At 72.9% G+C, this 26,706-nt stretch carries 31 protein-coding genes and 1 riboswitch; of the genes, 19 read left to right on the top strand and 12 right to left on the bottom strand.

Translation table 11 applies throughout. From position 1 onward, the window contains the following. Positions 1-18 precede the first annotated feature (18 nt). The 8 genes from ABZU69_RS18730 to ABZU69_RS18695 all read left to right on the top strand — a co-directional run bounded on the left by ABZU69_RS18730 (position 19) and on the right by ABZU69_RS18695 (position 7,415). Positions 19-378, top strand: a complete 360-nt coding sequence (locus tag ABZU69_RS18730; RefSeq protein ID WP_089019445.1) for a histidine triad nucleotide-binding protein — start codon at positions 19-21, stop codon at positions 376-378. Further along, a complete protein-coding gene (locus ABZU69_RS18725; protein ID WP_354965584.1) occupies positions 375-1,772 on the top strand; it encodes a serine hydrolase domain-containing protein in 1,398 nt (465 codons plus the stop codon). The genes ABZU69_RS18730 and ABZU69_RS18725 overlap by 4 nt, the downstream gene beginning before the upstream one ends. Before the next feature lie 131 nt (positions 1,773-1,903). Beyond that, positions 1,904-2,959: a PhoH family protein gene (locus ABZU69_RS18720; protein WP_354965583.1), complete on the top strand. Its 1,056-nt coding sequence runs from the start codon at positions 1,904-1,906 to the stop codon at positions 2,957-2,959. Positions 2,960-2,974: 15 nt separating this feature from the next. Further along, complete coding sequence (ybeY, locus tag ABZU69_RS18715; RefSeq protein WP_210912337.1) at positions 2,975-3,448, top strand: rRNA maturation RNase YbeY; 474 nt, start codon at positions 2,975-2,977, stop codon at positions 3,446-3,448. Further along, positions 3,448-4,845, top strand: coding sequence for a hemolysin family protein (locus ABZU69_RS18710; protein WP_354965582.1), 1,398 nt, complete (start codon positions 3,448-3,450; stop codon positions 4,843-4,845). Before ybeY ends, ABZU69_RS18710 begins: the two co-directional genes overlap by 1 nt. Then, positions 4,838-5,224, top strand: coding sequence for a cytidine deaminase (locus ABZU69_RS18705; RefSeq protein ID WP_354965581.1), 387 nt, complete (start codon positions 4,838-4,840; stop codon positions 5,222-5,224). The genes ABZU69_RS18710 and ABZU69_RS18705 overlap by 8 nt, the downstream gene beginning before the upstream one ends. Positions 5,225-5,229: 5 nt before the next feature. Then, entirely contained in the window at positions 5,230-6,126 is an 897-nt protein-coding gene (gene era / locus ABZU69_RS18700; protein WP_354965659.1) for a GTPase Era, read from the top strand. A 167-nt stretch (positions 6,127-6,293) separates the two neighbouring features. Continuing rightward, on the top strand, positions 6,294-7,415 hold the full coding sequence (locus ABZU69_RS18695; protein ID WP_354965580.1) for an acyltransferase: 1,122 nt from the start codon (positions 6,294-6,296) through the stop codon (positions 7,413-7,415). Here ABZU69_RS18695 and ABZU69_RS18690 read toward each other — a convergent pair. Beyond that, complete coding sequence (locus ABZU69_RS18690) at positions 7,402-8,211, bottom strand: DUF4097 family beta strand repeat-containing protein (RefSeq protein WP_354965579.1); 810 nt, start codon at positions 8,209-8,211, stop codon at positions 7,402-7,404. The two genes, ABZU69_RS18695 and ABZU69_RS18690, sit on opposite strands and share 14 nt — an antisense overlap. A gap of 102 nt (positions 8,212-8,313) precedes the next feature. Between ABZU69_RS18690 and recO the strand changes: the two genes are divergently transcribed. From recO to ABZU69_RS18665, 5 genes are all read left to right on the top strand, one after another. Further along, positions 8,314-9,189 carry a DNA repair protein RecO gene (recO, locus tag ABZU69_RS18685; RefSeq protein WP_354965578.1) on the top strand — a complete coding sequence of 292 codons (876 nt, stop codon included), beginning with the start codon at positions 8,314-8,316 and terminating at the stop codon, positions 9,187-9,189. A gap of 8 nt (positions 9,190-9,197) precedes the next feature. Further along, a complete protein-coding gene (locus ABZU69_RS18680; protein WP_354965658.1) occupies positions 9,198-9,998 on the top strand; it encodes an isoprenyl transferase in 801 nt (266 codons plus the stop codon). A 69-nt stretch (positions 9,999-10,067) separates the two neighbouring features. Continuing rightward, the gene (locus ABZU69_RS18675; RefSeq protein WP_354965577.1) at positions 10,068-10,253 is read left to right on the top strand and encodes a hypothetical protein; all 186 of its coding nucleotides are present in this window, start codon (positions 10,068-10,070) and stop codon (positions 10,251-10,253) included. A gap of 199 nt (positions 10,254-10,452) precedes the next feature. Then, positions 10,453-10,653, top strand: coding sequence for a thioredoxin reductase (locus ABZU69_RS18670; RefSeq protein ID WP_354965576.1), 201 nt, complete (start codon positions 10,453-10,455; stop codon positions 10,651-10,653). Then, complete coding sequence (locus ABZU69_RS18665) at positions 10,650-11,411, top strand: pirin family protein (protein ID WP_354965575.1); 762 nt, start codon at positions 10,650-10,652, stop codon at positions 11,409-11,411. The genes ABZU69_RS18670 and ABZU69_RS18665 overlap by 4 nt, the downstream gene beginning before the upstream one ends. A 41-nt stretch (positions 11,412-11,452) precedes the next feature. On the opposite strand, the gene gndA is transcribed toward ABZU69_RS18665, so the two are convergent. Next, complete coding sequence (gene gndA, locus ABZU69_RS18660) at positions 11,453-12,895, bottom strand: NADP-dependent phosphogluconate dehydrogenase (RefSeq protein ID WP_354965574.1); 1,443 nt, start codon at positions 12,893-12,895, stop codon at positions 11,453-11,455. 445 nt (positions 12,896-13,340) lie between these two features. Here gndA and ABZU69_RS18655 point away from each other — a divergent pair, with 445 nt between their 5' ends. Continuing rightward, positions 13,341-13,742, top strand: coding sequence for a hypothetical protein (locus ABZU69_RS18655; protein ID WP_354965573.1), 402 nt, complete (start codon positions 13,341-13,343; stop codon positions 13,740-13,742). 77 nt (positions 13,743-13,819) lie between these two features. Here the strand turns inward: ABZU69_RS18655 and ABZU69_RS18650 are convergent, their stop codons facing one another. The 3 genes from ABZU69_RS18650 to ABZU69_RS18640 all read right to left on the bottom strand — a co-directional run bounded on the left by ABZU69_RS18650 (position 13,820) and on the right by ABZU69_RS18640 (position 16,751). After that, the gene (locus tag ABZU69_RS18650; RefSeq protein WP_354965657.1) at positions 13,820-14,620 is read right to left on the bottom strand and encodes an energy-coupling factor transporter transmembrane component T; all 801 of its coding nucleotides are present in this window, start codon (positions 14,618-14,620) and stop codon (positions 13,820-13,822) included. Positions 14,621-14,631: 11 nt separating this feature from the next. Continuing rightward, positions 14,632-16,047 (bottom strand): ABC transporter ATP-binding protein, encoded by a 1,416-nt coding sequence (locus tag ABZU69_RS18645; protein WP_354965572.1) that lies wholly within the window; start codon positions 16,045-16,047, stop codon positions 14,632-14,634. A gap of 113 nt (positions 16,048-16,160) precedes the next feature. Beyond that, entirely contained in the window at positions 16,161-16,751 is a 591-nt protein-coding gene (locus tag ABZU69_RS18640) for an ECF transporter S component (protein ID WP_354965571.1), read from the bottom strand. Positions 16,752-16,827: 76 nt separating this feature from the next. Continuing rightward, positions 16,828-16,932: riboswitch (TPP riboswitch) on the bottom strand. A gap of 103 nt (positions 16,933-17,035) precedes the next feature. On the opposite strand from ABZU69_RS18640, the gene ABZU69_RS18635 reads away from it, so the two are divergent. The 5 genes from ABZU69_RS18635 (at position 17,036) to ABZU69_RS18615 (ending at position 22,207) form a co-directional block, all read left to right on the top strand. Next, positions 17,036-17,866, top strand: a complete 831-nt coding sequence (locus tag ABZU69_RS18635; RefSeq protein WP_354965570.1) for an alpha/beta fold hydrolase — start codon at positions 17,036-17,038, stop codon at positions 17,864-17,866. 30 nt (positions 17,867-17,896) lie between these two features. Continuing rightward, complete coding sequence (locus tag ABZU69_RS18630; RefSeq protein WP_354965656.1) at positions 17,897-18,697, top strand: AAC(3) family N-acetyltransferase; 801 nt, start codon at positions 17,897-17,899, stop codon at positions 18,695-18,697. Continuing rightward, entirely contained in the window at positions 18,694-19,443 is a 750-nt protein-coding gene (locus ABZU69_RS18625) for an SIS domain-containing protein (protein WP_354965569.1), read from the top strand. Before ABZU69_RS18630 ends, ABZU69_RS18625 begins: the two co-directional genes overlap by 4 nt. A 136-nt stretch (positions 19,444-19,579) precedes the next feature. Further along, positions 19,580-20,080 (top strand): DUF6328 family protein, encoded by a 501-nt coding sequence (locus ABZU69_RS18620; protein WP_354965568.1) that lies wholly within the window; start codon positions 19,580-19,582, stop codon positions 20,078-20,080. Positions 20,081-20,284: 204 nt separating this feature from the next. Further along, on the top strand, positions 20,285-22,207 hold the full coding sequence (locus tag ABZU69_RS18615; protein WP_354965655.1) for an acyl-CoA dehydrogenase family protein: 1,923 nt from the start codon (positions 20,285-20,287) through the stop codon (positions 22,205-22,207). Between the two features lie 34 nt (positions 22,208-22,241). Here ABZU69_RS18615 and ABZU69_RS18610 read toward each other — a convergent pair whose 3' ends face one another. The 7 genes from ABZU69_RS18610 to ABZU69_RS18580 form a co-directional block, all read right to left on the bottom strand. After that, on the bottom strand, positions 22,242-22,409 hold the full coding sequence (locus ABZU69_RS18610) for a hypothetical protein (protein ID WP_167517539.1): 168 nt from the start codon (positions 22,407-22,409) through the stop codon (positions 22,242-22,244). A 10-nt stretch (positions 22,410-22,419) separates the two neighbouring features. Next, a complete protein-coding gene (locus ABZU69_RS18605) occupies positions 22,420-23,037 on the bottom strand; it encodes a hypothetical protein (RefSeq protein WP_354965567.1) in 618 nt (205 codons plus the stop codon). A gap of 314 nt (positions 23,038-23,351) precedes the next feature. Next, positions 23,352-23,750, bottom strand: a complete 399-nt coding sequence (locus ABZU69_RS18600) for a Fur family transcriptional regulator (protein WP_354965566.1) — start codon at positions 23,748-23,750, stop codon at positions 23,352-23,354. Then, entirely contained in the window at positions 23,750-24,046 is a 297-nt protein-coding gene (locus ABZU69_RS18595; RefSeq protein WP_089019464.1) for a metalloregulator ArsR/SmtB family transcription factor, read from the bottom strand. Before ABZU69_RS18595 ends, ABZU69_RS18600 begins: the two co-directional genes overlap by 1 nt. Positions 24,047-24,089: 43 nt before the next feature. Then, positions 24,090-24,956 (bottom strand): metal ABC transporter permease, encoded by an 867-nt coding sequence (locus ABZU69_RS18590; RefSeq protein WP_354965565.1) that lies wholly within the window; start codon positions 24,954-24,956, stop codon positions 24,090-24,092. 2 nt (positions 24,957-24,958) lie between these two features. Next, positions 24,959-25,720, bottom strand: a complete 762-nt coding sequence (locus tag ABZU69_RS18585; RefSeq protein WP_354965564.1) for a metal ABC transporter ATP-binding protein — start codon at positions 25,718-25,720, stop codon at positions 24,959-24,961. Beyond that, complete coding sequence (locus ABZU69_RS18580; RefSeq protein WP_354965563.1) at positions 25,717-26,670, bottom strand: metal ABC transporter substrate-binding protein; 954 nt, start codon at positions 26,668-26,670, stop codon at positions 25,717-25,719. The genes ABZU69_RS18585 and ABZU69_RS18580 overlap by 4 nt, the downstream gene beginning before the upstream one ends. Positions 26,671-26,706 lie beyond the last annotated feature (36 nt).

Genomic DNA, 26,706 nt, shown 5'->3' with positions numbered 1-26,706 from the left:
CTTCCTTAGACTGCCCCGATGGGATCCGATTGCCTGTTCTGCCGCATCGTCGCCGGGGAGATCCCGGCCACCGTGGTCCGGGAGACCGCCACCACGCTCGCTTTCCGGGACATCGGCCCGAAGGCGCCGGTGCACGTCCTGGTGATTCCGAAGGAGCACTACGCCGACATCGCCACCCTCGCCCAGGGTGACCCGGCGCTGGCCGGGGAGGTGTTGGCCACGGCCGCCGCGGTCGCCGAGGACGAGGGGCTGCTCGGCGACGGCTTCCGGTTGATGTTCAATACCGGCGCGTACGGCGGCCAGGAGGTGTTCCACGCGCACGCGCACCTGCTCGGTGGCGCGCCGCTCGGCCCGATGCTCGCCCGGGACCTGGCGTGAGCACCGAGGCGGCGTCGACCCGAGTCGTGGACGAGCGGCTGGGCCGGCTGGTCCGCCGGGTGCAGGCCGACGCCCGGGTGCCGGCGGTGTCGGCGGCGCTGCACCGGGCCGACCGTCCGCTGTGGAGCTGCACCGTCGGCGGCACCGGCACCGACAGCCCGTTGGGGCCACGCACCCAGTTCCGGATCGGCTCGGTCACCAAGACTTTCACCGCGGTGCTCACCCTCCAGTGCCGCGACGACGGGCTGCTGGACCTGGACGACCCGGTGGGCCGGCACCTGGACCTGCCCGCGCACGGTGAGCTGACCGTCCGCCGACTGCTGTCGCACACCGGTGGTCTGCAACGCGAGCCGTTCGGCGACGTCTGGGACAGCCTGCGCGCGCCGGACGCCGGGCAGTTGGTGGCCGAGCTGGACCGGGCCGAGCGCGTGCTGCCGCCGGCCCGCCGATTCCACTACTCGAACCTTGGCCTGGCCGTGCTCGGCCAGCTGGTCGCCCGGCTGCGCGGCGGCAGTTGGGCCGAGGTGCTCGCCGAGCGGGTGCTGACGCCGCTGGGGCTGACCGACACCACCGTGACGCCCGGGCCTGCGGCGGCCACCGGGTTCCTCGTCGACGCGTACTCCGACGAGGCGCACCCGGAGCCGCCGACCGACTTCGGCGCGGTCGGCCCGGCCGCCCAGCTCTGGAGCACCGCGACGGACATGGCCCGCTGGGCGGCGTTCCTCGCCGACCCGGCCGCGTTGGACCCGGCCGGCGCGGTGCTCGCCCCCGCCACGCTGGACGAGATGCGCTGGCCGGTGACCACCACCGACGAGACGCTCTGGGGGGCCGGCTTCGGGCTCGGGTTGATCCTGGTGCCGCAGGGCGAGCGGGTGGTGCACGTGGGGCACGACGGGGCCATGCCCGGTTTCCTGGCCGCGGCGTACGGCAGAAGGGGCGGCGACGGCACGGCGGGCGCGATGGGCGCCGCGGTGCTCGGCTCCTCCGGCACGGCGGCGGAGCTGTTCGACCTGCCGCACCGGCTGCTCGCCGCGGCGGTCGAGCACGACCCGGCCGAGATCGAGCCGTGGCGGCCCGGCGCACCCGCTCCGGCCGCACTGCGGGGTCTGCTCGGTCGCTGGTGGGGCGAGGGTTTCGAGTACGTCTTCTCCTGGCACGACGGCACGCTGCAGGCGCGTGGGGCCGGCGACCCGGCGGGACGCCCACCGGCGGTCTTCACCCCGCTGCCGGACCGGCCGGACGTGTTCCGCACGGTCTCCGGTCGGGAGGCCGGCGAGCTGCTGAGGCTGACCCGGGACGAGTCGGGCGCCGTGGTCCGGATGCACTGGGCGACGTACCGCTTCACCCGCCACCAGGAGACCTTCGACCGGTACGACTTCCGGGCCGGGAGCTGATCGCGGCCAGCGGAAATGGACGCGATGCGGGCCGCGTTGAACGGATACGATGGGGGTGACGTCCGCACGCCGTGCCAGCAGGGCCGGCGCAGAGATCGAGAGCAGGTGCGCAGGGCCCTTCGGCCCGACCTATGACTGGCACCCCACCTCCCGGCCCGCCCCGGGTGCAGACCAGGATCACCGTGCCCGACTCGAAGATCATGGTCAATCTGCTCGGCGCAGGTGACGAGATCCTGCGACTCGTCGAACGCTCGGTCACCAGTGACGTGCACGTGCGTGGCAACGAGATCACCATCACCGGTGCGCCCGCGGACAACGCCCTCGCCGAGCGGGTCTTCACTGAGCTGCTCGAACTCATCGAGAAAGGCGAGACCCTGACCACTGACGCGGTTCGGCGTACCGTCGGCATGCTCGAGCAGGGCAGCGCCGAACGGCCCGCCGAGGTCCTGACGCTCAACATCCTCTCCCGGCGCGGACGCACCATCCGCCCCAAGACCCTCGGGCAGAAGCGGTACGTCGACGCGATCGACTCGCACACCATCGTCTTCGGCATCGGCCCGGCCGGCACCGGCAAGACCTACCTGGCGATGGCGAAGGCCGTCCAGGCGTTGCAGGCCAAGCAGGTCAACCGGATCATCCTGACCCGGCCGGCGGTCGAGGCGGGTGAGCGACTGGGCTTCCTGCCCGGCACGCTGAACGAGAAGATCGACCCGTACCTGCGCCCGCTCTACGACGCGCTGCACGACATGCTCGACCCCGAGTCGATCCCGAAGCTGATGGCCGCGGGCACGATCGAGGTCGCCCCGCTGGCGTACATGCGCGGCCGGACGCTCAACGACGCGTTCATCATCCTAGACGAGGCGCAGAACACCACGCCCGAGCAGATGAAGATGTTCCTGACCCGGCTCGGCTTCAATTCCAAGATCGTCGTCACCGGTGACGTCACCCAGGTGGACCTTCCCGGCGGCACGACCAGCGGTCTGCGGGTGGTCCGGGAGATCCTGGAAAACGTCGAGGACGTGCATTTCGCCCAGTTGTCCAGCTCCGACGTGGTCCGCCACCAGTTGGTCGGGCAGATCGTCGACGCGTACGCCCGCTGGGATGAGCGGGAGACCCAGCAGGCGCAGGGCGTCCACGCGGTGCCCGGGCGACCCGCCCAGGGCGGCCGTGCCGGCCGCCGCCGTTAAAGCAGAGGAAAGCAGTTGTCCATCGAGATCGCCAACGAGTCCGGTGTCGAGGTCGACACCGACGCCGTGCTCGCCGTCGCCCGGCACGCTCTCGACGAGATGGGGGTCAACCCTCTCGCCGAGCTGTCCGTGCTGCTGGTCGACATCGACTACATGACCGAGCTGAACCACCGCTGGATGGGTGGCGAAGGCCCGACCGACGTGCTCGCGTTCCCCATGGACGAGGGCAGCGTCGACCACGGCCCGGGCGAGAGTGCCCCGTCCGGCGGCGAGCCGGCCCTGCTCGGCGACATCGTGCTCTGCCCCGAGGTGGCGGCCAAGCAGGCGGCGACCGCCGGGCACGCTCCGGCCGACGAGCTGCACCTGCTCACCGTGCACGGGGTGCTGCACCTGCTCGGTTACGACCACGCCGAGCCGGAGGAGGAGCGGGAGATGTTCGCGCTCCAGGCCCGACTGCTGGCGAGCTGGCGGTCGACCCGCACCCAGTGATGCCCACTCCGCTACTGGCGGTCGGCCCCACGGCCGGCCTGCCCGACCTGCAACTGATCGTCTTCGCGGCCGGCCTGGTGGTGCTGGCCGGCCTGATCGCGATGACCGAGGCGGCGCTCGCCGCGGTTTCCCCGGCCCGGGCCGCCGAGCTGGCCCGGGACGGCGTACGTGGTGCCCGTACCCTCCAGACCGTCGCCGCCGACGTGGTCCGGCACCTCAACCTGCTCCTGCTGTTGCGGCTGCTCGCCGAGTTGACCGCCACCACGCTGGTGGCACTGGTCGCGGTGGACACCTTCGGCGCCGGCTGGCGGGCCGCGCTGGTCACCGCCGGCGCGATGACCGTGGTGAGCTTCGTGGTGGTCGGGGTCGCCCCGCGCACCATCGGCCGGCAGCACGCGTACGCCGTGGGGCGGGCGGTGGCGCCGCTGGTCCGCTGGCTGGGCCGGGCGCTCAACCCGCTCGCGTCGCTGCTCATCCTCATCGGCAACGCGGTCACCCCGGGGCGCGGCTTCCGGGAGGGTCCGTTCGCCACCCAGGTGGAGCTGCGCGAGCTGGTCGACCTGGCCGAGCAGCGCGGCGTGGTCGAGCACGGCGAGCGGCAGATGATCCACTCGGTCTTCGCGCTCGGCGACACCATCGCGCGTGAGGTGATGGTGCCGCGTACCGAGATGGTGTGGATCGAGGAGGGCAAGACCCTCGAACAGGCGCTGGCGCTGTTCCTGCGGTCCGGTTTCTCCCGGATCCCGGTGATCGGCGAGAGCGTCGACGACGTGCTGGGTGTGCTCTACCTCAAGGACCTGATCCGGCGGTCCCGGGGCGGTGACCCGGACGCTGAGCAGTTGCCGGTGGCCGAGTTGATGCGTCCGGCCACCTTCGTACCGGAGTCCAAGCCGGTCGACGACCTGCTGTCGGAGATGCAGGCCGCCCGCAACCACCTGGTCATCGTCGTCGACGAGTACGGCGGCACCGGCGGCCTGGTCACGATCGAGGACATCCTGGAGGAGATCGTCGGCGAGATCACCGACGAGTACGATGTCGAACGCCCGCCGGTCGAACGCCTGGCGGACTCCTCGGTGCGGGTCACCGCCCGCCTGCCGGTGGAGAATCTGGGCGAGCTGTTCGACACGGACCTGCCCACCGATGAGGTGGAGACGGTCGGGGGCCTGCTCGCCCAGTCGCTGGGGCGGGTGCCGATCCCCGGAGCGCAGGCCGAGGTGGCCGGCCTCCGGCTGGTCGCCGAGGGCACCACCGGCCGGCGCAACCGCATAGACACCGTTCTGGTCAGCCGGGTGGAACCGGGCGATGAGCAGGACACCGCGGGGCGTGGCGAGCACGCCGGCCCCGGGGACGGCCAGGACCACTATCGAGACGAGGAGAGGCAACCCGCCGATGCCTGACACATCCGCCGCGCCCGCCGCCCGGCCCACCCCCACCGCGCCGGCCCCGCTGAGCGCCGAGGACGGCAAGCTTGTCGTCCTGGCCCGCGGAGCCCGTGGGCGGGTCGGTGCCGTCGAGGGCGCCGCGGTCCGGGACCAGGATGGCCGGACGTACGCGGCGGCCAGCGTCGCGCTGCCCTCGCTGACCCTCACGGCGTTGCAACTGGCGGTGGCCTCGGCCGTGGCGGCCGGGGCGAGCCGGCTGGAGGCGGCGGTGGTGGTGACCGAGGCGTCGACGCTGGACGGCGCCGGGCATGCGGCGGTGCGTGACCTCGCCGTGGACGCGCCGATCCATCTGGCGGCGCCGGACGGCACCGTGCTCGGCACGGTGACCCAGTGACCCCCGTGCAGGATCCGGACGGTCGCCCGTACCGGGCCGGGTTCGGCTGCTTCGTCGGCCGGCCCAACGCCGGCAAGTCCACGCTGACCAACGCCATCATCGGCACCAAGATCGCGATCACCTCGAACAAGCCGCAGACCACCCGTCACGTCATCCGGGCCGTGCTGCACCGGCCCGAATCGCAGCTGGTCCTGGTCGACACGCCGGGCCTGCACCGCCCCCGTACGCTGCTCGGCGAGCGCCTCAACGACCTGGTCCGATCGACGTGGACCGAGGTCGACGTGATCGGCCTGTGCATTCCGGCCAACGAGCCGGTCGGCCGGGGCGACCGGTTCATCACCGGCGAGCTGGCCGAGTTGAAGGCGACCGTGCTGGCGGTGGTCACCAAGACCGACCTGGTCGACAAGCGTCGCCTGGCGGAGCAGCTGCTCGCGGTGAGCCAGATGGGGGAGTTCGCCGAGATCGTGCCGGTGAGCGCGGTCTCCGGGCACCAGGTGGACACGCTGGTCGACGTGATGACCAGCTACCTGCCGCCGTCACCGCAGCTCTACCCGGACGACATGCTCACCGACGATCCCGAGCAGGTGCTGGTCGCGGAGCTGATCCGCGAGGCCGCCCTGGAGGGGGTCCGTGACGAGCTGCCACACTCCATCGCCGTGGTGGTGGAGGAGATGATCCCCGAGGGCCAGGTCATGAAGATCTACGCCGACCTGTACGTGGAACGGCCCAGTCAGAAGGCCATCGTTCTCGGTCACAAGGCGAGCCGGCTCAAGGAGGTCGGCACCACCGCCCGCCGGCAGATCGAGGAGTTGCTCGGCGGTCGGGTCTACCTGGACCTGCACGTGCGTGTCGCGAAGGACTGGCAGCGCGACCCGAAGCAGCTGCGCAAGCTGGGCTTCTGACCGACCCCACCGGTCCGGCCAGGCATTCCGGTCGGACCGGGGCGCGATGATCGTCTTCGGTCGGGCTGAGGGGCAATGTCACGTTTGATCGGGGTGCCGACCGTTTGGCGCGGCGGCCGCGAAGGGTAGGGGAGGTACGCCCGGCGTCCCCGACCAGATGCAGGCTGATGCGCAACAGATACCTCGATCTGCTCCGTTTCCTCGCCATCGTCCGGGTGGTCGTCTACCACGTCACCGGGTGGGCGACCCTCACTCTCGTCTTCCCGGCCATGTCCGTGATGTTCGCGCTGGCCGGCTCGTTGATGGCCGCCTCGTTGACCCGCTCCGGACCGGCGGCGGTCGGCCGCCGGCTGCGCCGGTTGCTGCCGTCGCTGTGGGTGTTGGCGGTGATCTTCGTACCGGCCATGCTGATCACCGGGCTGCCGCTGTCGCCCCGGCTGCTGCTGTGGCTGTTCCCGATCGCCGATCCACCGGCGAACCACTGGGGCGCCCTGGCGCTGAGCGTCATCTGGTACCTGCGCGACTACCTCTGGTTCGTGCTCGCCTCACCGGTCGCGTTCTGGCTGTTCCGGCGCGCCCCGCTGCCCACTCTGCTCGCCCCGTACCTCCTGCTGGTGACGATCGAGGCGGGGATCTACCCGGCGCCGCCGGTGCTGCGCGAGTTCGGGCTCTACTTCGGCGCGTGGCTGCTCGGCTTCGCCTACCACGCCGGGATGCTGCGCCGCCTGGCCGGCCGGCTGGTCTACCCGCTGGCGCTGACGCTCGCGGTGGGCGGCGGGGCCTGGATCGTCGCGCATCCGGGCCCACGGGGGTACGACCTCAACGACAACCACCTCGGCAACGCCCTCTGGTCCGCCGCGTTCGTCCTGATCGTGCTGGGTCGGGCGCCGGCGGGGATCGCCTGGCTGGGCCGTAGCCGGCTGGCCGACCGGGCGGTGACCGTGGTCAACCGGCGGGCGCTCACCGTCTACCTCTGGCACATGCCGTTCGTGGTGGCGCTCACCCCGCTGGTGGACGTGGTCGGCTGGTCCCACCAGGACCCGCTGGGACTGGCCGTCCGGGTGCTGCTGGTCTTCGCGCTGGTGGGGCTGGTCACCCTGGCCGTCGGCTGGGTCGAGGACATCGCCGCCCGCCGACCGCCGGAGCTGGTGCCCGGCCGCCGGTCGCGTCCCGCCGACCCGGCGGTCCGGTCCGGAGCCGGGCCGGCCGGGGAGACCACCGGACGAGCGGTGGTGCCGGCCCAGCGGGTGGCCGGGGACGCGGCCACCGCCGAGGTCAGCGCTCGCTGATCGTGACGTTGCCGCTGCCGGCCGAACCGTCGAGCACCAGGGACGCGGCCGGGTTGTCGGCGACGGTGATCCGCTCGTCACCGGATCCGGCGTTGGAGCGGACCCGGTAGCTGCCCGCCGGCACCAGCAGGGTGACGTCCCCGCTGGAGGCGTGCGCGCGGGCCGAGGCGGGCGTCTCCAGCTCGACGATGACATTGCCGGAGCTGGCCTCGGCGTCGACCGTGCCACCCAGTCGACGTGCGGTGATGTCCCCGGACGTGGCATGCAGCCGTACGGCCGCGCTGGTCTCGCTCACGTCGATGTTGCCGGAACGGGTCTCCACCCCGAGCGCGCCGGAGGCGTCGGCGACCCGTACGTCGCCCGAGCCCAGCCGCAGTTCCACCGTGCCGACCCGGCTCAGCTCGACGTTGCCGGAGCCGACCTCGCCCTGCACGGCCACACCCTCCGGCACGGTCACCTCGTAGGAGATGCTGCACCGCGAGCCGCAGTCGGTGTCCAGCACCAGCTCGCTGCCCTCGATCTCGTACCTTGCGTTGTCCGGTTCGCCGCCCTGGTAGCGCACCACCCGCTTGATCCGCGCCTGCCCGGCCGGGCCGGTGCCCCGGACCACCACATCGCCAGAGCCCCCCTGCACCCGGATCGTGGCGATCTTCACCGTCTCGGTGTTGTCATAGTCGAGCCGGCGGAAGGACAGGTTGTCGCACCCGGCGAGCAGGATGAGGGCGGTGGTCAGCCCCAGCGCGATGGGGGCGGCGGCGCGACGGCGGAGGTCGGCGGTGGTCTGGTGCATTGCCATGGCGAGCACGCTACGGCCGGTCATCGGCCCGACGCATCGGGGTTCCTCCGCGCATCCACCCCGAGCCGACCCTGATTTCACACCCCGAGGGAGAATGGTCCGATGGCCGGGTACCGCCGACAGCTCTACCGCGACGACGCGGTGGTGCTGCGCGTGCAGAAGCTCGGCGAGTCCGACCGGATCATCACCCTGCTGACCCGCCGGCACGGCCGGCTGCGCGCGGTCGCCCGGGGGATCCGTCGCACCACCAGCAAGTTCGGTGCCCGGCTGGAGCCGTTCGGCCACGTCGATCTTCAGCTCGCCGGCGACCCGAAGGGCAACCTGGGCAGCTCGCTGCACACCGTCAGCCAGGTCGAGGGCATCGACCTGTACGGCAAGCGGTTCCTCGGGGACTATCCCCGCTACACGGCGGCCAGCGCGATCGCCGAGACCGCCGAGCGGCTGACCCCGGTGGAGCGGGAGCCGTCGCTGCGCCTGTTCCAGCTCACCGTGGGCGCGTTGAAGGCGCTGTCCCGGGGCGAGCACGCCACCACCCTGGTGCTCGACGCGTACCTGCTGCGCGGGATGGCCCTCGCGGGCTGGGCGCCGGCGCTGATCGCGTGCGCGGTCTGCGGCACACCGGGGCGGCACCGGGCGTTCTCCGTGCCGGCCGGCGGCGCGGTGTGCCCGGATTGCCGGCCGCCCGGCGCGGCCCATCCCGCGCCGGCCACCATCGACCTGATGTCCGCGCTGACCACCGGCGACTGGGTGATCGCCGACGCCACCGAGGCCGGCGTGCGCCGGGAGTGCAGTGGGCTGGTGGCGGCTCACCTGCAGTGGCACCTGGAACGCGCGCTACGCTCGCTGCCGCTGGTCGACCGGGGTCCCTCGGCGGCCGGCGCGGTCCCGCCGCCGGGCGGCGCGGGGGCCGCGACGCTCCGGCCGCACGGCGACGTGGTGGCCGGGGCGGACGGTGCGAACAGGGAGAGAGCCGAGTGATCCGATCGATGAGGGCCGGCCGGCGTGAGCCGGTGCCGCCGACACCGCACCCGTCGGGCGCCCGGCCGCCGGCGCTGCCGACCGAGGCGGTGCCGAAGCACGTCGCCGTGGTGATGGACGGCAACGGCCGGTGGGCCAAGGAGCGTGGGCTGCCCCGCACCAAGGGTCACGAGGCGGGGGAGCACAGCCTCTTCGACACCATCGAGGGCGCCATCGAGATGGGCATTCCCTACCTGTCGGCGTACGCGTTCTCCACGGAGAACTGGCGGCGCTCGCCGGACGAGGTCCGGTTCCTGATGGGGTTCAACCGGGACGTCATCCGCCGCCGCCGCGACCAGATGGTCGATCTCGGCGTCCGGGTGGTCTGGTCGGGCCGGCCCGGGCGGTTGTGGAAGAGCGTCATCTCCGAGTTGCAGACCGCCGAGGAGATGTCCCGCGGCAACTCGACGCTGACCCTGCAGTTCTGCGTCAACTACGGCGGGCAGGCGGAGATCGGCGACGCCGCCGCCGCGATCGCCCGCGACGTCGCGGCCGGCCGACTGGATCCGGCGAAGGTCACCGAGAAGACCGTGGCGAAGTACCTCTACCACCCGGAGATCCCGGAGGTGGACCTGTTCCTGCGCCCCTCCGGGGAGGAGCGCATCTCCAACTTCCTGCTCTGGCAGACCGCGTACGCCGAGCTGGTCTTCCTGGACACGCTCTGGCCGGACTTCGACCGCCGTCACCTCTGGTACGCGTGCGAGCTGTACGCCCAGCGTGACCGGCGGTTCGGCGGCGCGCTGCCCAACCCGGTCGCCCCGGTGGGCTGAGCCCAGGCTTACCGGCACGTCACGCTGGGTACCACTGCTGTCAGGAGCCACTGACGGAGGTGAACCCACATGATCCAGAAGCGCATCGCACAGTGGGCGGTGATGGCGATCGCGGTGCCGTTGGCCGCGGCTGGCGCCCGCCGACTCAGCCACACCCTGGAGGCCCGGCGTGGTCCCTCCGGGGCGACCCGGCTGCTGACAAAGGGCGCGGACTTCATGCGCCCCCAGAAGGCCAAGCGCCGCCGATTCTGGTAAGCCCGAACCACCCGGTGCCGCTCCCACATCCGTGCGAGCGGCACCGCCGCATCTCCACCTCGGCCCGCCCTCCCCCATGGTGGGGGCGGGGGGTGTGGTGGTTTTGGAGTTGTGGCGGGTGCGGGCGGGTAGGGTCCGAGAGTGGTGGGGTTGCGGCGGTCGGGGGTGGGATGTGCGGGATCTCCGGTACAAGATGATCATGGCGTTGAACGCGGCCGATCTGGGTGACCCGATCTGCGAGCAGGTGGCCGAGATCTGCGCGGAGATCGCCGAGCAGCACTGCGCCGAGTTCGGCCACACTCCGCAGCTGCGTACCGGCGAGATCGCCGAGCTGGCCACCGGGGACCCGGCCCTGACCTGGGCGCCGTCGTCCGCCGACACCGGGCAGCGTGCCTGGTGACCGCGTCCGCCCCAGCGGTCGACGTACGCCGGGCCGAGGACCGCTTCGCCACCCGGATCTCCTGGCTGGACTCCAAGCACTCCTTCTCGTTCTCCCGGCACTACGACCCGGCCAACACCCACCATGGGCTGCTGCTGGTCAACAACGACGACGTGGTCCGCCCGGGCGCCGGCTTCGAGACCCACCCGCATCAGGACATGGAGATCGTCACCTGGGTGCTGCGTGGTTCCCTCGTGCACCAGGACTCCACCGGGCACTCCGGGGTGATCTACCCGGGGCTGGCCCAGCGGATGAGCGCCGGCACCGGCATCCTGCATTCGGAGAAGAACGACGCCTGGCGGCTCAACAACCAGGAGCCGCACAGCGACCCGGTGCACTTCGTGCAGATGTGGGTGCTCCCCGACGAGGAGGGCGTCGACCCCGGCTACGAGCAGCTGGAGATCGAGGACGAGCTGCTGCGCGGCGGCCTCGTGCCGGTCGCCTCCGGAATGGAACGCTACGACGGGGCATCCGCGATCCGGATCCGCAACCGGTACGCCACCCTGCACGCCGCCCGACTCGCCCCCGGCGACGAGGTCACCCTCCCGGACGCGCCCTTCGTGCACCTGTACGTGCCCAACGGCACGGTGAACCTGGAGGGCAGCGGCCCGCTCGACACCGGTGACGCGGCCCGGCTCACGATGACCGGCGGCCGTCGGGTCACCGCCGACGAGCCGGCCGAGATCCTCGTCTGGGAGATGCACGCCACCATCGCCTGACCCCGCACTCGACGTCGGGAGAGGGGCCAGGCGGCGGGCCGTCAGGCCGGGGACTCGGTGCGGTCTCCCGCCCAGGTGGTGTGGAACGAGCCCTCGCGGTCGACGCGCTGGTAGGTGTGCGCGCCGAAGTTGTCCCGCAGACCCTGGATCAGCGCGGCCGGCAGGCGCTCGGCGCGCAGCGCGTCGAAGTACGCCAGCGACGACGAGAACGCCGGCGTCGGCACCCCGGCCCGGACCGCGTCGGCCACCACCCGCCGCCAGCTCGGCACGCCGGCCGCGACCGCGTCGGCGAAGTACGGCGCCACCAGCAGCGTGGGCAGGTCGGGCTGCTTGTCGTACGCCTCACGGATCCGGTTCAGGAAGCGGGCGCGGATGATGCAGCCGCCCCGCCAGATGGTCGCCGTGCCTCCGAGGTCGATGTCCCAGTCGTACTCCTGGCTCCCGGCGCGGATGTGGTCGAAGCCCTGCGCGTACGCGACGATCTTCGAGGCGAGCAGCGCGCGCCGGACGTCCTCGATGAACGCCTCCCGGTCGGCCACCTGCCACCTCTCGCCGGCGTCCGGGAACGCCCGATGGGCCGCATCGCGCTGGTCGACGTGCCCGGAGAGCGAGCGGGCGAAGGTCGCCTCGGCGATCCCGGTGATCGGCACGCCCAGGTCCAGCGCGCTCTGCACCGTCCACCGCCCGGTGCCCTTCTGCTCGGCCCGGTCCTGCACCACGTCCACGAAGGGCTGGCCGGTGGCGGCGTCGCGGTGCGCCAGCACGTCGGCGGTGATCTCGATGAGGAAGGACTCCAGCTCGCCGCTGTTCCAGTCACGGAAGATCTCCGCGATCTCCGCCGGCTCCGCGCCCAGGCCAGCCCGGAGCAGGTCGTACGCCTCGGCGATGAGCTGCATGTCGGCGTACTCGATGCCGTTGTGCACCATCTTGACGAAGTGCCCGGCGCCATCCGGCCCGACGTGCATGCAGCACGGCACCCCGTCCACGTGGGCGGAGATCTTCTCGAACATCGGGCCGAGCTTGGCGTACGACTCGACCGAACCGCCCGGCATGATGCTCGGCCCGAGCAGCGCGCCCTCCTCGCCGCCGGAGACGCCGGTGCCCACGAAGTGCAGCCCGGACCCGCGCAACGCCTCCTCGCGGCGGCGGGTGTCGGCGAAGTGGGCGTTGCCGCAGTCGACGACGATGTCGCCCTCCTCCAGCAGGGGCACCAGCTCGTCGATCACCGCGTCGGTGGGGGCGCCCGCCTTGACCATCACGATCACCGCGCGGGGCCGTTCCAGCGACGCCACGAAGTCGGCCATCGACTCGCCGGCCGCGAACGTGCCCTCGTCGCCGTGCTCGGCGACCAGGCTGCGGGTGCGCTCCGGCGAACGGTTGTGCACCGCCACGGTGAAGCCGTTGCGGGCCAGGTTGCGGGCCAGGTTGCGGCCCATCACCGCCAGCCCCGTCACGCCGATCTGCGCCGTCGCCTGCTCAGCCATCCGTGCCGCCACCTCTCACCGTCGTACTGCCGTGCTGCGACCGTATCGCGGTGCGCGGCGGAGCGGGCCGCCTCGTCGACAGCCAGTCACCGGCCGGTGGCGCTCGGCCCCGGACCAGCCGATTCTCCACGCGGTCACCGTCGTGTTGAGCGCGTCGGCCAGCAGGCCGCCGATGCTGTCGGGGAAAACGGATGCGCCGGTGCCCGCCCACGGGATAGCGTGCGGGCATGCGTAACTGACGCCCCATTTCCGAGCCGGCCCGCCGCCCCGCGCCGCGGTCCGAGCGCTCCCGGGCGTCCCGCATCCCCACCCGCCGTGCGGCGGTGCTGGCCCTGCCCGACCCCGGTGAGCAGTCCCTTCCCTCTCGACCGTCGCGGTGCGACGGTCACCAGCCGAGCCGACCGACCGCGGAACGCGGGAACGGGTCGGCACGAAGGAGGCCCGGATGCCTGCCAGGCGCAACCCGAAGAAGAAGTCGTCCCGTACTCCCGCACTGACGCGGCCCGGCACCGAGCCGGCGGCCGGCCGCGGCCCGCTTCCGGCCGTGTCGACCCGGTCCGACCTGCCGGCCCTGCCGGTCAAGTCGGCCCTGCCGGCGATACCGGTCGAGCCGGCCCGGCCGGTCGGGGTGCCACCGGCCGTCGAGGTGCCGGCGGCGATCGACGTGCCCGTGGTGGTCGACGTGCCGGCGGCGCTGGACGTTCCCCCGGTGGTCGACGCGTCGTCGGTGGCCGGGCGGTCGGCGGCGCCCAAGGCCGGCCCGCCGCTGCCCGGGGCGGCCCGCTCCGCCGGTGGCAAGAGCCAGCGAGCCGGTCAACCTCGCCGCTACGCCTTCCGCCGCAGCTGACCGGCCCCGCCCCGCGAGAATCGCGGTTGCCGCCTCCGCCGCAGCGGGGGCGGCAACCGCAGGATCGTGGGGGAGCCTCAGCCCAGCAGGGGGCGGAAGGTGCCGAGCAGCACGCTCACCGTCAGGGCCGCGCCGGCCAGCGCGACCGCTCCGGCGATGAGCAGTCCGTCGGCGAGGCCGAAGGGCTGACGGCGGGCCACGGTGCGGGGGGTGCCGGCGTCGAAACCGCGGGCGTCCATCGCCACGGCCAGTCGGGTGCCCCGACGGATCGCCCCGACCAGCAGCGCGAACCCGGTCGAGGCGAACAGCCGCAGCTTCGCCGCCGGGTTACGTCCGGCGTCGACGCCCCGCGCCCGCCGGGCCATGCTGATCATCTGCCACTCCTGACCGAGCAGCGGCACCAGCCGGAACGCTGCCAGTGCCCCGATGGCGAACCGGGCCGGCGCCTTCGCGTTCTGGATCAGCGCGTCCGCCAGGTCGGTGGGGTCGGTGGTGGCGAAGACGATGACGCCGGGCAGTGCGACCGCGAGCACCCGCAGGATCAGGCCGAGCGCGGTGAGCAGCACTCCGGTGGTCACCAGCACCGGCCCCGCGTCCAGCAGGACCCGACCGGACCGGTCGGAGGCGAAGAGCACCAGGGTGACCAGGATGCCGACGGCGCTGACCAGCAGCGGCCAGGCCCGCCGGGCCAGCACCCCGTAACGGATGCCGAACAGCGGCAGCACGGCGAGTTCGACGGCGATGGCGATCGCCGGGGCCACCGGGTCCAGGGTGGCCAGCAGGGTGAACGAGAAGACCAGCGCGGCGGCGACCTTCGCCACCGGGTTACGGCGGGCCAGCGGCGCACCGGGCGCGGCGACCGGCTCGATGCTGATCATCGAGCGGCCGGTCACGATCGCTCCAGGGTGACGGTGCGGTCGGCGAGCGCGGCGACGAAGTCCGGGTCGTGGGTCACGGTGACCACGCCGTGCCCGGCGTCGCGGAGATCGGCGAAGAGATCGACCAGCTCCCGCCAGGTCCGCCGGTCCTGACCGAAGGTGGGTTCGTCGCAGATCAGCAGGCGGGGCGCGGTGGCCAGGGCGGTCGCCACGCTCAGCCGCCGGGCCTCCCCACCGGAGAGGGTGTACGGGTTGGCCGCGGCGAGCCGGGTCAGCCGCAGCCGGTCCAGCAGCCCCGCCACGGTCTCCTTGACGGCCGCCTCGGGCTGGCCGGTCCGGCGCGGGCCGAGCGCCAGCTCGTCGAAGACGGTGCTGGTGACGAACTGGTGCTCAGGGTCCTGGAACACCGACCCGATCCGTCGCGCCAGCGCGGGCGCCCGCCACCGGTGCGGGGCGGTGCGGTGGTCCGGCCCGGCCAGTTCGGCGGACGCGGTGACTCGGCCGGCACCCGGCCGGAGCAGCCCACCGAGCAGCAGCGCGAGAGTCGACTTGCCGGCCCCGTTCGGCCCGCGCACGGCGAGCGCCTCGCCGGCGCGTACCGCCAGGTCGGTGGGGGCCAGCCGGGGTGGCAGGCCGAGCCGGTCGGCGGTGAGCAGCAGCTCGCCGGGGGCGGCGGTCGCCCGCCGGATGGCCACGGGATGACCCGGCACCCAGACGCCCTCGGCGGCGAGGGCGGCGCCGTGCGCGGCGAAGACCGCCGCGGGCGGGCCGTCCGCGCGGACCCCGCCGCCGGGCTCCAGGACGACCACCCGGTCGACCAGCGGAAGCGCCTCGGCGACCCGGTGCTCGACCAGGACCAGCGTGGTGTCGGCGTCCAGCGCGCCGGCCACCGCCCGCCGGACGAGGTCTGCCCCGGCCGGGTCGAGGTTGGCGGTCGGTTCGTCGAGCAGCAGCAGGCCGGGGCGCAGGGCCAGCGCACCGGCGAGGGCGAGGCGTTGCTGCTCGCCGCCGGAGAGCGCGGCGGTGGGCCGGTCCCGGTCGTACGGGAAGCCGACCCGGCGCAGCGCCTCGTCCACCCGGGGCCAGATCGCGTCCGTCGGCACCCCCCGGTTCTCCAGCCCGAAGGCGACGTCGTCGCCGCTACGGGCCATCACCAGCTGGGTCTCCGGGTCCTGGAAGACGATGCCGACCCGTTCCCGACCCTTGCGCGGGTCGAGCCCATCGATCTCGACGGTGCCCTCCTGCTCGCCGGAGTCCTCCGGCAGCAGCCCGGCCAGCGCGCTGAGCAGCGTGCTCTTGCCGGCCCCCGACGGGCCGAGCAACAACACCCGCTCCCCAGCCTCGACCCGCAGGTCCACACCGCGTACGGCCCACGCGAGCCGCCCGGCGTGCCGCCACCCGAACCCCCGTAGCTGGACCCCGCTCACCACACCCCCCTTCCCCCGCCCGGGCCGCTCTCACGTCGTTGATCAAGAGGTTTACGTCAGTTCGCCGCCCCTTGTTGACGCAAACCTCTTGATCAACGGGGAAGACGTGGGGGTCAGATGGCGGCGCGGTCGCGGGCGACCGGGAAGCGGTCCAGGACGCCGGTGTCTGCCATCGCGCGGGTGAGGACCCAACCGCCGACGCCGGCGATCACGGTGGCGCTGACGATGGTGAGCAGCGCGTACGGGATGCGGTAGTCGACCAGCTCGTACTCGGCGTTCCAGACGAAGAAGTCGAACAGCGCGGCGCTGAGCCCGGTCAGCGCGCCGGCCAGCGCCGCGGTCGGCAGCCGGAACGAGCGGTACCGGAAGGCCGCGAAGGCCAACTCGGCGCCGAGGCCCTGCACGATGCCCTGCGGGATCACCGTGCCGGCCCACTGGCTGCCCAGCAGCGCGGAGAGGACCGCGGCGACCGTCTCGCAGTAGAGCGCGGCGCCGGGCTTGCGGATGACCAGGCCGCCCACCACGGCCGGCATCAGCCAGACGCCGTAGATCAGCGTCTGTGCCGGCGGGAAGAAGGCGAACGCCCCCTCGGTGGCGCTCCAGACCAGGCCCCAGGCCCAGAAGATGACGCCGAAGGCGACCGCGATCACCGAGGCGACCACGATGTCGATGGTGCGCCAGCGGTTGGTGTCGCTGTGGTTCATGTGAATGCTCCCAGTTCTGACTGCGAACCAGGAGAAGACGCACGCCGCGCGCCCGGTGGCACCGGACGGCGGCGCGGCTGGAGGTCGACCGAACTCCCTGCGCTGGCATTACCCAGATCAGGTTCGAGGGTCTGCGGGCGTGCCCGCACTCTCAGCGCTGTGCGCTCCCCTGTCGGATGTGAAGTTGTCTCGCTGACGCTAGCACCGACCAGGGGTACCGGCCCAGCAGGGCGTCCCGCCGCAGGGTCCGGTTCAGGAGACTTCGGCTGGGTAGGCTGACGATCATGCGGGTTGACGCACGGGGTCTCAGGTTCGACGTACGCGCCGGTGGTCCGCCGGACGGCGCGCCCGTCCTGCTTTTGCACGGCTTCCCCCAGCACTCCGGCGAGTGGGACGAGGCCGCGACGGCGCTGCACACAGCCGGGCTGCGCACGTACGCGCTGGACCAGCGGGGCTACTCGCCGGGCGCCCGGCCGGCGGCGGTCCCGGACTACCGGATCCCCGAACTGGTCGCCGACGCGGTGGCGGTGCTGGACGCGCTCGGGCTGGACGCCGTCCACCTGGTCGGCCACGACTGGGGTGCGATCGTGGCCTGGGCGCTGGCCGCCCGGCACCCCGAGCGGGTCCGTACGTTGACCGCGGTGTCCGTGCCACATCCGGCAGCCATGGCGCACGCGCTCGCCACCGACGGCCAGCAGAAGGCGCGCTCGTCGTACATCGCGTTGTTCCGTAAGCCGGGCAAGGCGGAGAAGGTGCTGCTGGCGTGGAACGCCACCGCACTGCGCAAGTTGCTCACCGGGGTGGGCGACGCGTCCCGGGTGGACCACTACGCCGACCCGATGCGCGAGCCGGGCGCGCTCACCGCGGCGCTGAACTGGTACCGGGCGATGTCCCGCGCCGACCTGGCCGGCGTCGGCCCGGTCGCGGTGCCCACCACGTACGTGTGGAGCGACCGGGACATCGCCATCGGCCGGACCGCCGCCGAGGCGTGCGCCGCCAACGTCACCGGGGACTACCGCTTCGTCGAGCTGCCCGGCGTGAGCCACTGGATCCCGGACGCCGCGCCGGGCCCGCTGGCCGAGGCGATCCTGGCCCGAACCAGCGGAACGGCCTGAGCCATGGCGGTCGGGAGGCACACCGTGACGATGGACGCCGGCGGGCCGGGGACCCGGCGCTCGATCGCCGCGCAACTGCGCATGCTGGGCGTACGCCCCGGCGGGACGCTGCTGGTGCACGCCGGGCTGCGTCAGCTGGGTTTCGTCTGCGGTGGTCCGCAGGCGCTGGTGCTCGCCCTGCGCGACGCGCTCGGCCCGGACGGCACGATCGTGGTGCCCACCCACACCCCGGACAACAGCGACCCCGCGCAGTGGCGCGACCCGCCGGTGCCGGTGGACTGGTGGCCGCTGATCCGCGCCGAGATGCCCGGATTCGATCCGGCGGTCACCCCGAGCCGATTCATGGGCGTGTTCGCCGAGACGGTCCGCGGCTGGCCCGGAGCGCTGCGCAGCTCCCATCCCCACGTGTCGTTCGCCGCCCTCGGCCCGGCCGCCGAACAGGTGGTCGCCGGGCACACCCGGGCCGACATGCTCGGTGAGGGCTCCCCACTGGCCCGGCTCTACGACCTCGACGCCCACGTGCTGCTGCTCGGTGTGGACCACGCGGTGAACACCTCGCTGCACCTGGCCGAGTACCGCCGTCCGGCCCCACCCCACGAGCAGTTGGGCGCGGCGGTACGCACCGCCGACGGTGGCCGCGAATGGGTGTGGTGGCAGGACGTACGGCTCGACGAGACCGACTTCGACGCGTTGGGCCGGGACCTGGAGGCGACCGGGGCGGTCCGTACCGGACGGGTCGGCACCGGGACCGGGAGGTTGATGCGCCAGCGGGCGGCGGTCGACTTCGCAGTGCAATGGCTCGCCAGCAACCGGACGACGGAGGACGCATGACGGTGAGTGCCGAGGACTACCTGGCCGTGGTGACCGAGACGATCGGCCGGGTGGCCGCGAGTCAGCGGGCGGCGGTGGGGCGGGCCGCCGACCTGATCGCCGACGCGGTGCGCGCTGACGGGGTGGTGCACGCCTTCGGCACCGGGCACTCCGAGGCGTTGGCGATGGAGATCGCCGGCCGGGCGGGCGGTCTGGTGCCGACCAACCGGATCGCGCTGCGCGACCTGGTGCTGCTCGGCGGCGAACCGGCCGACCGGCTCGGCCCGTTGCTGGAGCGGGACCCGGCGGTGGCGCACCGGCTCTACGAGCTGGCCCCGGTGCGACCCACCGACGTCTTCGTGCTCGCGTCGAACTCCGGGGTCAACGGCGCGATGGTGGAGTTCGCCACGCTGGTCAAGCAGCATGGCCACGGACTGGTGGCGATCACCTCCGCACAGCACTCCGGCCGGATGACCTCCCGCCACCCGTCCGGGCGCAAGCTGGCGGACCTCGCCGACGTGGTGCTCGACAACGGCGCGCCGTACGGCGACGCGACGCTGCCGCTGCCCGGCGGTGGCGCGGTGGGCGCGGTCTCCTCGATCACGGCGGCGCTGCTGGCCCAGCAGGTCACCGTGGAGGTGGTGGCCAGGTTGCTGGCGGCGGGGGAGCGGCCCCCGGTCTACCTGTCGGCGAACATCCCGGACGGCGACGCCCACAACACGGCGCTGGAGGCGCGGTACGCGGGCCGCATCCGGCGCGGCTCCTGAGGCTCGTCCGGGAGGGGCCGGTGCCCCGGCGGCGGTCGGGGTGTCGTGAACCTGTTTCGCGCTCGACCGGGTGGGGCACTTGCCTTGCTGGCGGCGGCCCGTACCGCCGGCAGTACCGTCGCACCGGAGGTAGCGCGTGTCCAAGGAGACCGAGAAGCAGCGTTGGCAGCGCAATTTCGCCGACCTGTTGCAGGAGTTGCGGGTCGCCCAGACCGGCGTGCAGATCCTCTTCGCCTTCCTGCTCACCCTGCCGTTCAGCAACGGGTTCGGTCGCACGACCGAGTTCCAGCGGGACGTCTACATCGTCGCGCTGCTCGCCGCGGCCGCCGCCACGGCGCTGATCATCTCGCCGGTGGCGTTCCACCGGGCGCTGTTCCGGCAGGGGCGTAAGCCGGAGCTGGTCCGGTTCGCGCACCGGATGGCCAGCGGCGGCCTCGCCTTCATGCTGATCTCCATGGTCAGCGCGGTGCTGCTGATCACCGACTTCGTGCTGGACCGGCCGATCGCGTTCGTGCTCAGCGCGCTGACCGCGCTCTGGTTCCTCACGTTCTGGGTGGCCCTGCCGTTCTCCCGGCGCAGCTGGGGGGACGACGACATCGACGACGACGATGACGACCCGCGCACCCTCGCCAGCTGAGGCCGGGGCCAGGTATCGAACTCGATCTTCACGGACCGCTACCCCTGAGTAACACCCGGGGGTAGCGTGACGGTAGTCGCGCACGTCGACGCAGCCGCACCGAGGTTCGAGGGGGCAGCCGTGACCACGACGCAGAACGGCCGACCGGCAGCGGACGGCCCCGATCCCGGCACCGCTCCGAACACCGCCGGCGCCGCAGCGCCGTTGCCGAAGGAGGCGGGGCAGGTCTCCGAGAAGGAGGCCCGGCAGGTCGCCGAGGCGGCTCGCGAGTCCGCGTGGGACCGGCCCAGCTTCGGTAAGGAGCTGTTCCTCGGCCGGTTCCGGCTCGACCTGATCGACCCGTGGCCGCGGTCCGACCCGGACGACGTGGCCCGCGCCGACGAGTTCCTCGGCCGGTTCCGCGCCTTCCTTGCCTCTGAAGTGGACGGCGCGGCCATCGAGCGCGACGCGTCCATTCCGGACGCGGTGTTCCACGGGCTGGCCGACCTCGGCGCGTTCGGCATGAAGATCGACCGCGGGTACGGCGGTCTCGGGCTGAGCAACCTGCACTACTGCCGAGCGCTGATGCTGGCCGGCTCGGTCGGCCCGGCGATCGGCGCGCTGCTCTCGGCGCACCAGTCGATCGGGGTGCCGCAGCCGCTGAAGATGTTCGGCACCGCCGAGCAGAAGCAGCGCTTCCTGCCCCGGCTCGCCGCCGGCGAGGTGTCCGCGTTCCTGCTCACCGAACCGGACGTCGGCTCCGACCCGGCCCGCCTGGCCACCACCGCCGAGCCGACCGAGGACGGCACCGGCTACCGGCTCAACGGCGTGAAGCTCTGGGCCACCAACGGCATCGTCGCCACCCTGCTGGTGGTGATGGCCCGGGTGCCGGCCACCGAGGGGCGGCGCGGCGGGATCACCGCGTTCGTGGTGGACGGCGACAGCGCGGGCATCACCGTGGAGCGGCGCAACGAGTTCATCGGCCTGCGCGGCCTGGAAAACAGCCTCACCCGGTTCCACGACGTGTTCGTGCCCGCCGAGAACGTGATCGGCGGCGAGGGCAAGGGGTTGAAGATCGCCCTGACCACGCTGAACACCGGCCGGCTGTCACTGCCGGCGATGTGCGTGGGCGCAGGCAAGTGGGCGCTGAACGTGGCCCGGGAGTGGTCCGCCGACCGGGTCCAGTGGGGCCGACCGGTCGGCGAGCACGAGGCGGTCGCCCAGAAGCTCGCCTTCATCGCCGCCACCACGTACGCCATGGAGACCATGCTCGACCTCTGCTGCCTGCTCGCCGACGACGACCGCAACGACATCCGGATCGAGGCCGCGCTCGTCAAGCTGTACGCCAGCGAGATGGCCTGGAAGATCGCCGACGAGCTGATCCAGATCCGGGGCGGCCGGGGGTACGAGACGGCCGACTCGCTGGCCGCCCGCGGCGAACGACCGGCCGCGGTCGAGCAGATGCTGCGCGACCTGCGGATCAACCGGATCTTCGAGGGCTCCACTGAGATCATGCATCTGCTGATCGCCCGGGAGGCGGTCGACGCACACCTGTCGGTGGCCGGCGACATCATCGACCCGGACGCGGGGTGGGGCCGCAAGGCCCGTGCCGGGGCCCGGGCCGGGGCCTTCTACGCGAGGTGGCTGCCCACCCTGGCCGTCGGCCGCGGGCAGAGCCCGTCGGCGTACGCCGAGTTCGGGCCGCTGGCCGCGCACCTGCGTCAGGTGGAGCGCTCGTCGCGCAAGCTGGCCCGGTCGACGTTCTACGCGATGTCCCGCTGGCAGGGAAAGATGGAGCGCAAGCAGGCGTTCCTCGGCCGGGTGGTGGACATCGGCGCGGAGCTGTTCGCGATGTCCGCGGTCTGCGTCCGGGCGTCCGCCGAGAGGGACAGCCGGCCGGAGAACGTCGAGCTGGCCGACCTGTTCTGCCGGCAGGCCCGGGTCCGGGTGGACGCGCTGTTCGCCGCCCTGTGGGACAACACCGACTCGGTCGACACCGCCGCCGCGAAGCGCATCCTCGACGGCCGCTACGCGGCCTTGGAGGAGGGCGTCATCACCCCGTCCGACGAGCTGCCCTGGGTGGCCCGCTGGGCACCCGGTCCGTCCGCCGCCGACGACGTCCGCCGCCGTATCCCGCCGAAGCCGTGACCGGTGCCGCCCGGCGCGTCGCCGTGCCGGGCGGTCAGCGGGCGACCGCCCAGGCCAGCACCGCCGCCAGGATCAGGCCGTTGAGCACCGCCAGACCCAGGTACGCCGCGGGCGGGATCTTCCTGCCCCGTCGGACGAAGGAGACCAGGACCGCGGCGTAGCCGAGCAGCAGGACGGCGATGACGACCAGGAAGTAGAACACGCCGACGACCTTAGCGGGCCGCTCGGCTCCTGGCGCGCAGGCCGAGCTGCCGCAACTCCAGCGCGGCCAGGGCGTCGACGGTGTCGTCGTCACCGCGCCGCCACGCCTCGGCCACGTCGGGCGCGATCCGGGTCAGCCGGCCCAGTGGCTGGGTGGCCAGCGCGCGCAGGGCGAGCAGGTCCCGGCCGGCCGGCCCCGCGGCCAGCTTCGTGGCCGAGGAGGCCCGGCGCATCCAGCGGACCCGCAGGGGCAGCCACCCGAACAGCACCAGCCCGAGCGGGAAGATCAGCACTGCGATGGCGAGGGCGAGGGCGAGCTGGTCGACCAGGTGCTGCTGGTCACGGCCGGCGTCGGCGAGCGACCGGGCGGCATCGGCGGCCCGCTGGAAGGGCGCGGTCAGCTCGTCGCCGACCAGCGGCACCCGGCCGACCTTGCTGCCGGCGTCGCCCAGGTTGTCGGCGAGCCCGGTGCCGGCGCCCTCCAGCTTCTGCCCGGGTACGGCGAGCTTCTGCACCAGGTCGTGCAGCCAGAGCGCGCCGCGGATCGCGACGTACACCCAGGCGACGACGAGCAGATCGGTGAGCAACTGGCGGGCGGCGGTGGGAAAGCGATCGGCGTAGATCTTCACGCCGGACAGCGTGCCACGAACAGCCCGGCACGACACTCGTCGTCCCGCCCACCACGTCCACGGACCCCACCTCGAAGCCGGTGCTGGTGATCCGTGGATGCGGCTGGTTCACCCGTCGAAGCGTCGTCCGCCGCCGGCGCGGGCGGCATTACCCAGCGCCTTTGCTCTGCTTCAACTGGCGCAACACTTTCGGCCGGCCGCTGTTGCGTGGGTAGAAGCAGAGCAAAGGGCGCGCGGAGGGTGCCCCGGGCCGGGAGGGCGTGCGGAGGGTGGCCGGGCCCGGGAGGGCGTGCGGAGGGTGGCCGGGGCGTTGGTCAGTGGGCGCAGGCCGGGCAGGTGCCGAAGATCTCCAGGGTGTGGCTGACGTCGGCGTAGCCGTGCTGGGCGGCGACCCGGTCAGCCCAGCTCTCCACTGCCGGGCCGGCCACCTCGACCGTGTTCCCGCAGGCTCGGCACACCAGGTGGTGGTGGTGCCCCTCGCTGCACCGGCGGTAGAGGTGCTCGCCGCCCGGCGGGCGCATCACGTCGATCTCGCCCGCGTCGGCCAGCCCCTGCAGTGTGCGGTAGACCGTGGTCAGGCCGACCCGCTCGCCGCGCTGCCGCAGCATCGCGTGCAGGTCCTGGGCGCTGTGAAAGCCTTCCATCTCGGCGAGCAGCGCGCTCACCGCCGAGCGCTGCCGGGTGTTGCGCACCGCGGCGCCACTCTCGCTCATCATCCCTCCCCGGCGTGGCTGACCGCGTCCGCCACGATGTGCGCGACGTGCTCGTCGACCAGGCTGTAGGCGATCTCCCGCCCACGGCGGGAACCCCGCACCACGCCCGCGCCGCGCAGCACCCGCAGGTGCTGGGAGACCAGCGGTTGCGCGGCCCCGAGCTTCTCCACCAGCTCGTGCACGCACCGCTCGCCGTCGGCGAGCTCACTGACGATGGCCAGCCGGATGGGCGCCGACAGGGCGCGAAGCAACTCGCTGGCCCCATCGAACCCCTCGTAGCCCGTCGCGCTGGTCACCCTGCAACGGTAACCAATATCGGCGACATCCCGCTGATCAGGTTCACCCCAGCACAACCTCGTGCGGTTCCGGCGCCGGCGCGGCGGCCGGCGCGGCCCGGCGGCGCAACGCCCGCCAGACCCCACCCGCCACGGCCACCACCAGGAACGAGGCGATCGCCAGCAGCACCACCGAGGCGCCCGGCGGCGTGTCCGCCGTGGCCGCCACCCACACGCCGGAGCCGGCGGCGAAGAAGCCGAGCGCCATCGCGGCGGTCATCGTGCTGCGGAACCCCCGGGTGACCTGTTGGGCGGTGGCCACCGGCACCACCATCAGCGCGCTGATCAGCAGCACCCCGACGGCCCGCATCGCGATGGTCACGGTGATCGCGGTGGTCACCGCGATGAGCAGGTTGAGCGTACGCACCGGCAGGCCGGACACCCGGGCGTACTCCTCGTCGTGGCAGACCGCGAAGAGCGCCGGCCGCAGCGCGATCATGGTGACGAGGATCGCCGCGCCGAGAACCGCGATGGTGATCAGGTCACTGGCCTGGATGGTGGTCAGCGACCCGAACAGGTAGGCGTTGAGGTTGGTGCTGGTCGCGTCGGAGAGCCCGACCAGCAGTACGCCACCGGCGATGCCGCCGTAGAAGAGCAGCGCCAGGGCCAGGTCGCCGGAGGTACGCCCGCGGGCGCGGACCAGCTCGATGGCGATCGCCCCGATGGTGGCCACGATCACCGCCACCAGCACCGGCGAGCGGTTGAGCAGCAGGCCGGCGCCAACGCCGGTCAACGCCACGTGCCCGACGCCGTCGCCGATCAACGCCAACCGGCGCTGCACCAGGTAGATGCCGAGCGCCGGCGCGGCCAGGCCGATCACCAGCGCGCCGATCAGGGCGCGCTGCATGTAGGGGTACTGGAAGAGTTCCATGCTCAGTTGCTCCACAGCCCGGCGGGCTCGTCGGGACCGTGCGGGTGCACATGGTCGTGGTCGGGCTCCGCGTGATGGCCGGCCGGGTCCGGCACCGCACCGTCGTGACAGATGCCGCCCTGGTGAACGACGACCGCCCGGCTGATCACCGGTCGCAGCGGGCCCAGCTCGTGGGCCACCAGCAGCACCGTCCCGCCGCCGGCGACGAAGTCGCGCAGCGCCCCGGCGAACGCCTCCTGGCTGGCCGCGTCCACGCCGGCGGTGGGCTCGTCGAGGATCAGCAGCTCCGGTTGGCCGGCCAGCGCGCGGGCGATCAGCGTGCGCTGCTGCTGGCCGCCGGAGAGGGTGGACACCGGGTCCGCGGCACGGTCGGCGAGCCCGACCGCGCGCAGTGCGGCGTCGACGGCGGCCCGGTCGGCCCTGCCCGGTGGGCGGAGAACCCCCCGGCGGGCCAGCCGGCCGGAGGCCACCACCTCACGGACGGTGGCCGGCACGCCGCCGCCGGCGCCCAGGCGCTGCGGGACGTACCCGATGCGCTGCCACTGGCGGAACTGGCGCAACGGCCGGTCGAAGAGGGTGATCGAGCCGCCGCCGAGCGGCACCAGCCCGAGCACGGCCCGGATCAGCGTGGACTTGCCGGAGCCGTTGGCGCCGAGCACCGCGACCACCTCCCCGGCGGTCACGGTGAGCGAGACGTCCCGGAGCACCGGGCGGCCGTCGTAGCCGACCGCCCCGTGCTCGACGGTGATGACGGGTGCGTTCACGAGCAGCTCAACGCCGTCCGCAGGGTCTGCAGGTTGGTACGCATGACCGAAAGGTAGTCCGCGCCGCTGCCGGCGGCGAGCCCCTCGATCGGGTCCAGCACCGCGGTCCGCGCGCCGACCTGACCGGCGATGGTCTCGGCGACCTTCGGGCTGACCAGTGTCTCGAAGAAGATCGTGGTGGCCTGGTGCTCCTTCGCCTCCTCGATCACCTGCGCGAGCCGCTGCGGCGAGGGCTCGACGTCCGGGCTCAGCCCGGTGATGCCGACCTGCTGGAGCCGGTACCGGTCGGCCAGGTAACCGAACGCGGCGTGGCTGGTCACGATCTCCCGCCGCTGGCAGGTCCGCAGGCCCTCGGTGAACTCGCCGTCCAGAGTCGTCAGGTCGGAGCGCAGCGCCGCGGAGCGGGCGGTGTAGTCGGCGGCGTGATCCGGGTCGGCCTTGCCGAGCCGCTGGGCGAACTGGTCGCCGATGGCGGCCAGTCGGGTCGGGTCGAGCCAGACGTGCGGGTCCTTGCCGCCGTGCTCCTCCTCGGCGTGCTCATCCGCGCCCTCGCCAGCGTGGTTGTGCCCGCCGGCGCTCGCGTCCAGCAGCGGCTGCACGCTGGTGACGTCGAACGTCCGGTCGTCACCGTTCTGCGCGACGGCGTCGTCCACCGCCGGCTGGAAGCCCTTCAGGTAGACGATCAGCTCGGCCTCGCTGACCTGGCCGACCTGGCTCGGTGTGAGCTCCAAGTCGTGCGGCTCTGCGCCCGGCTTGGCGAGGTTGGTCACCCGGACCGCGTCGCCGCCGATCCGCTCCGCGAGGAACTGGAGTGGGTAGAACGCGGCGACCACGTCGACCCGCTGGGGGTCGGCGCCGGCGGCGCCGCCGACGGAGCAGCCGGCGCCGGCGCCCAGGGCGAGCAGGGCGGTCGCGGCGGCCAGGACACGAGACGAGGTGCGGTTGGTCATGTCACCAACTGTCCGTCGTAACGATAATGATTGTCA

Source organism: Micromonospora sp. NPDC005206, from assembly GCF_040608175.1.
GTDB lineage: Bacteria > Actinomycetota > Actinomycetes > Mycobacteriales > Micromonosporaceae > Micromonospora.
The sequence above is the reverse complement of the archived record's forward strand: the minus strand, read 5'-3'. Positions and strand labels throughout refer to the sequence as shown.

Bases quoted from the DNA above. Each gene is read 5' to 3' on its own strand.
- ABZU69_RS18630 (WP_354965656.1), top strand. From the start codon at position 17,897: ATGGACGCCGGCGGGCCGGGGACCCGGCGCTCGATCGCCGCGCAACTG.
- ABZU69_RS18650 (WP_354965657.1), bottom strand. From the start codon at position 14,620: ATGATCAGCATCGAGCCGGTCGCCGCGCCCGGTGCGCCGCTGGCCCGC.
- ABZU69_RS18625 (WP_354965569.1), top strand. From the start codon at position 18,694: ATGACGGTGAGTGCCGAGGACTACCTGGCCGTGGTGACCGAGACGATC.
- ABZU69_RS18695 (WP_354965580.1), top strand. From the start codon at position 6,294: ATGCGCAACAGATACCTCGATCTGCTCCGTTTCCTCGCCATCGTCCGG.
- ABZU69_RS18690 (WP_354965579.1), bottom strand. From the start codon at position 8,211: ATGGCAATGCACCAGACCACCGCCGACCTCCGCCGTCGCGCCGCCGCC.
- ABZU69_RS18590 (WP_354965565.1), bottom strand. From the start codon at position 24,956: ATGGAACTCTTCCAGTACCCCTACATGCAGCGCGCCCTGATCGGCGCG.
- ABZU69_RS18600 (WP_354965566.1), bottom strand. From the start codon at position 23,750: ATGAGCGAGAGTGGCGCCGCGGTGCGCAACACCCGGCAGCGCTCGGCG.
- ABZU69_RS18705 (WP_354965581.1), top strand. From the start codon at position 4,838: ATGCCTGACACATCCGCCGCGCCCGCCGCCCGGCCCACCCCCACCGCG.
- recO (WP_354965578.1), top strand. From the start codon at position 8,314: ATGGCCGGGTACCGCCGACAGCTCTACCGCGACGACGCGGTGGTGCTG.
- ABZU69_RS18670 (WP_354965576.1), top strand. From the start codon at position 10,453: ATGGCGTTGAACGCGGCCGATCTGGGTGACCCGATCTGCGAGCAGGTG.
- ABZU69_RS18580 (WP_354965563.1), bottom strand. From the start codon at position 26,670: ATGACCAACCGCACCTCGTCTCGTGTCCTGGCCGCCGCGACCGCCCTG.
- ABZU69_RS18655 (WP_354965573.1), top strand. From the start codon at position 13,341: ATGCCTGCCAGGCGCAACCCGAAGAAGAAGTCGTCCCGTACTCCCGCA.
- ABZU69_RS18720 (WP_354965583.1), top strand. From the start codon at position 1,904: ATGACTGGCACCCCACCTCCCGGCCCGCCCCGGGTGCAGACCAGGATC.
- ABZU69_RS18640 (WP_354965571.1), bottom strand. From the start codon at position 16,751: ATGAACCACAGCGACACCAACCGCTGGCGCACCATCGACATCGTGGTC.
- ABZU69_RS18710 (WP_354965582.1), top strand. From the start codon at position 3,448: ATGCCCACTCCGCTACTGGCGGTCGGCCCCACGGCCGGCCTGCCCGAC.
- ABZU69_RS18675 (WP_354965577.1), top strand. From the start codon at position 10,068: ATGATCCAGAAGCGCATCGCACAGTGGGCGGTGATGGCGATCGCGGTG.
- ABZU69_RS18730 (WP_089019445.1), top strand. From the start codon at position 19: ATGGGATCCGATTGCCTGTTCTGCCGCATCGTCGCCGGGGAGATCCCG.
- ABZU69_RS18680 (WP_354965658.1), top strand. From the start codon at position 9,198: ATGAGGGCCGGCCGGCGTGAGCCGGTGCCGCCGACACCGCACCCGTCG.
- gndA (WP_354965574.1), bottom strand. From the start codon at position 12,895: ATGGCTGAGCAGGCGACGGCGCAGATCGGCGTGACGGGGCTGGCGGTG.
- ABZU69_RS18635 (WP_354965570.1), top strand. From the start codon at position 17,036: ATGCGGGTTGACGCACGGGGTCTCAGGTTCGACGTACGCGCCGGTGGT.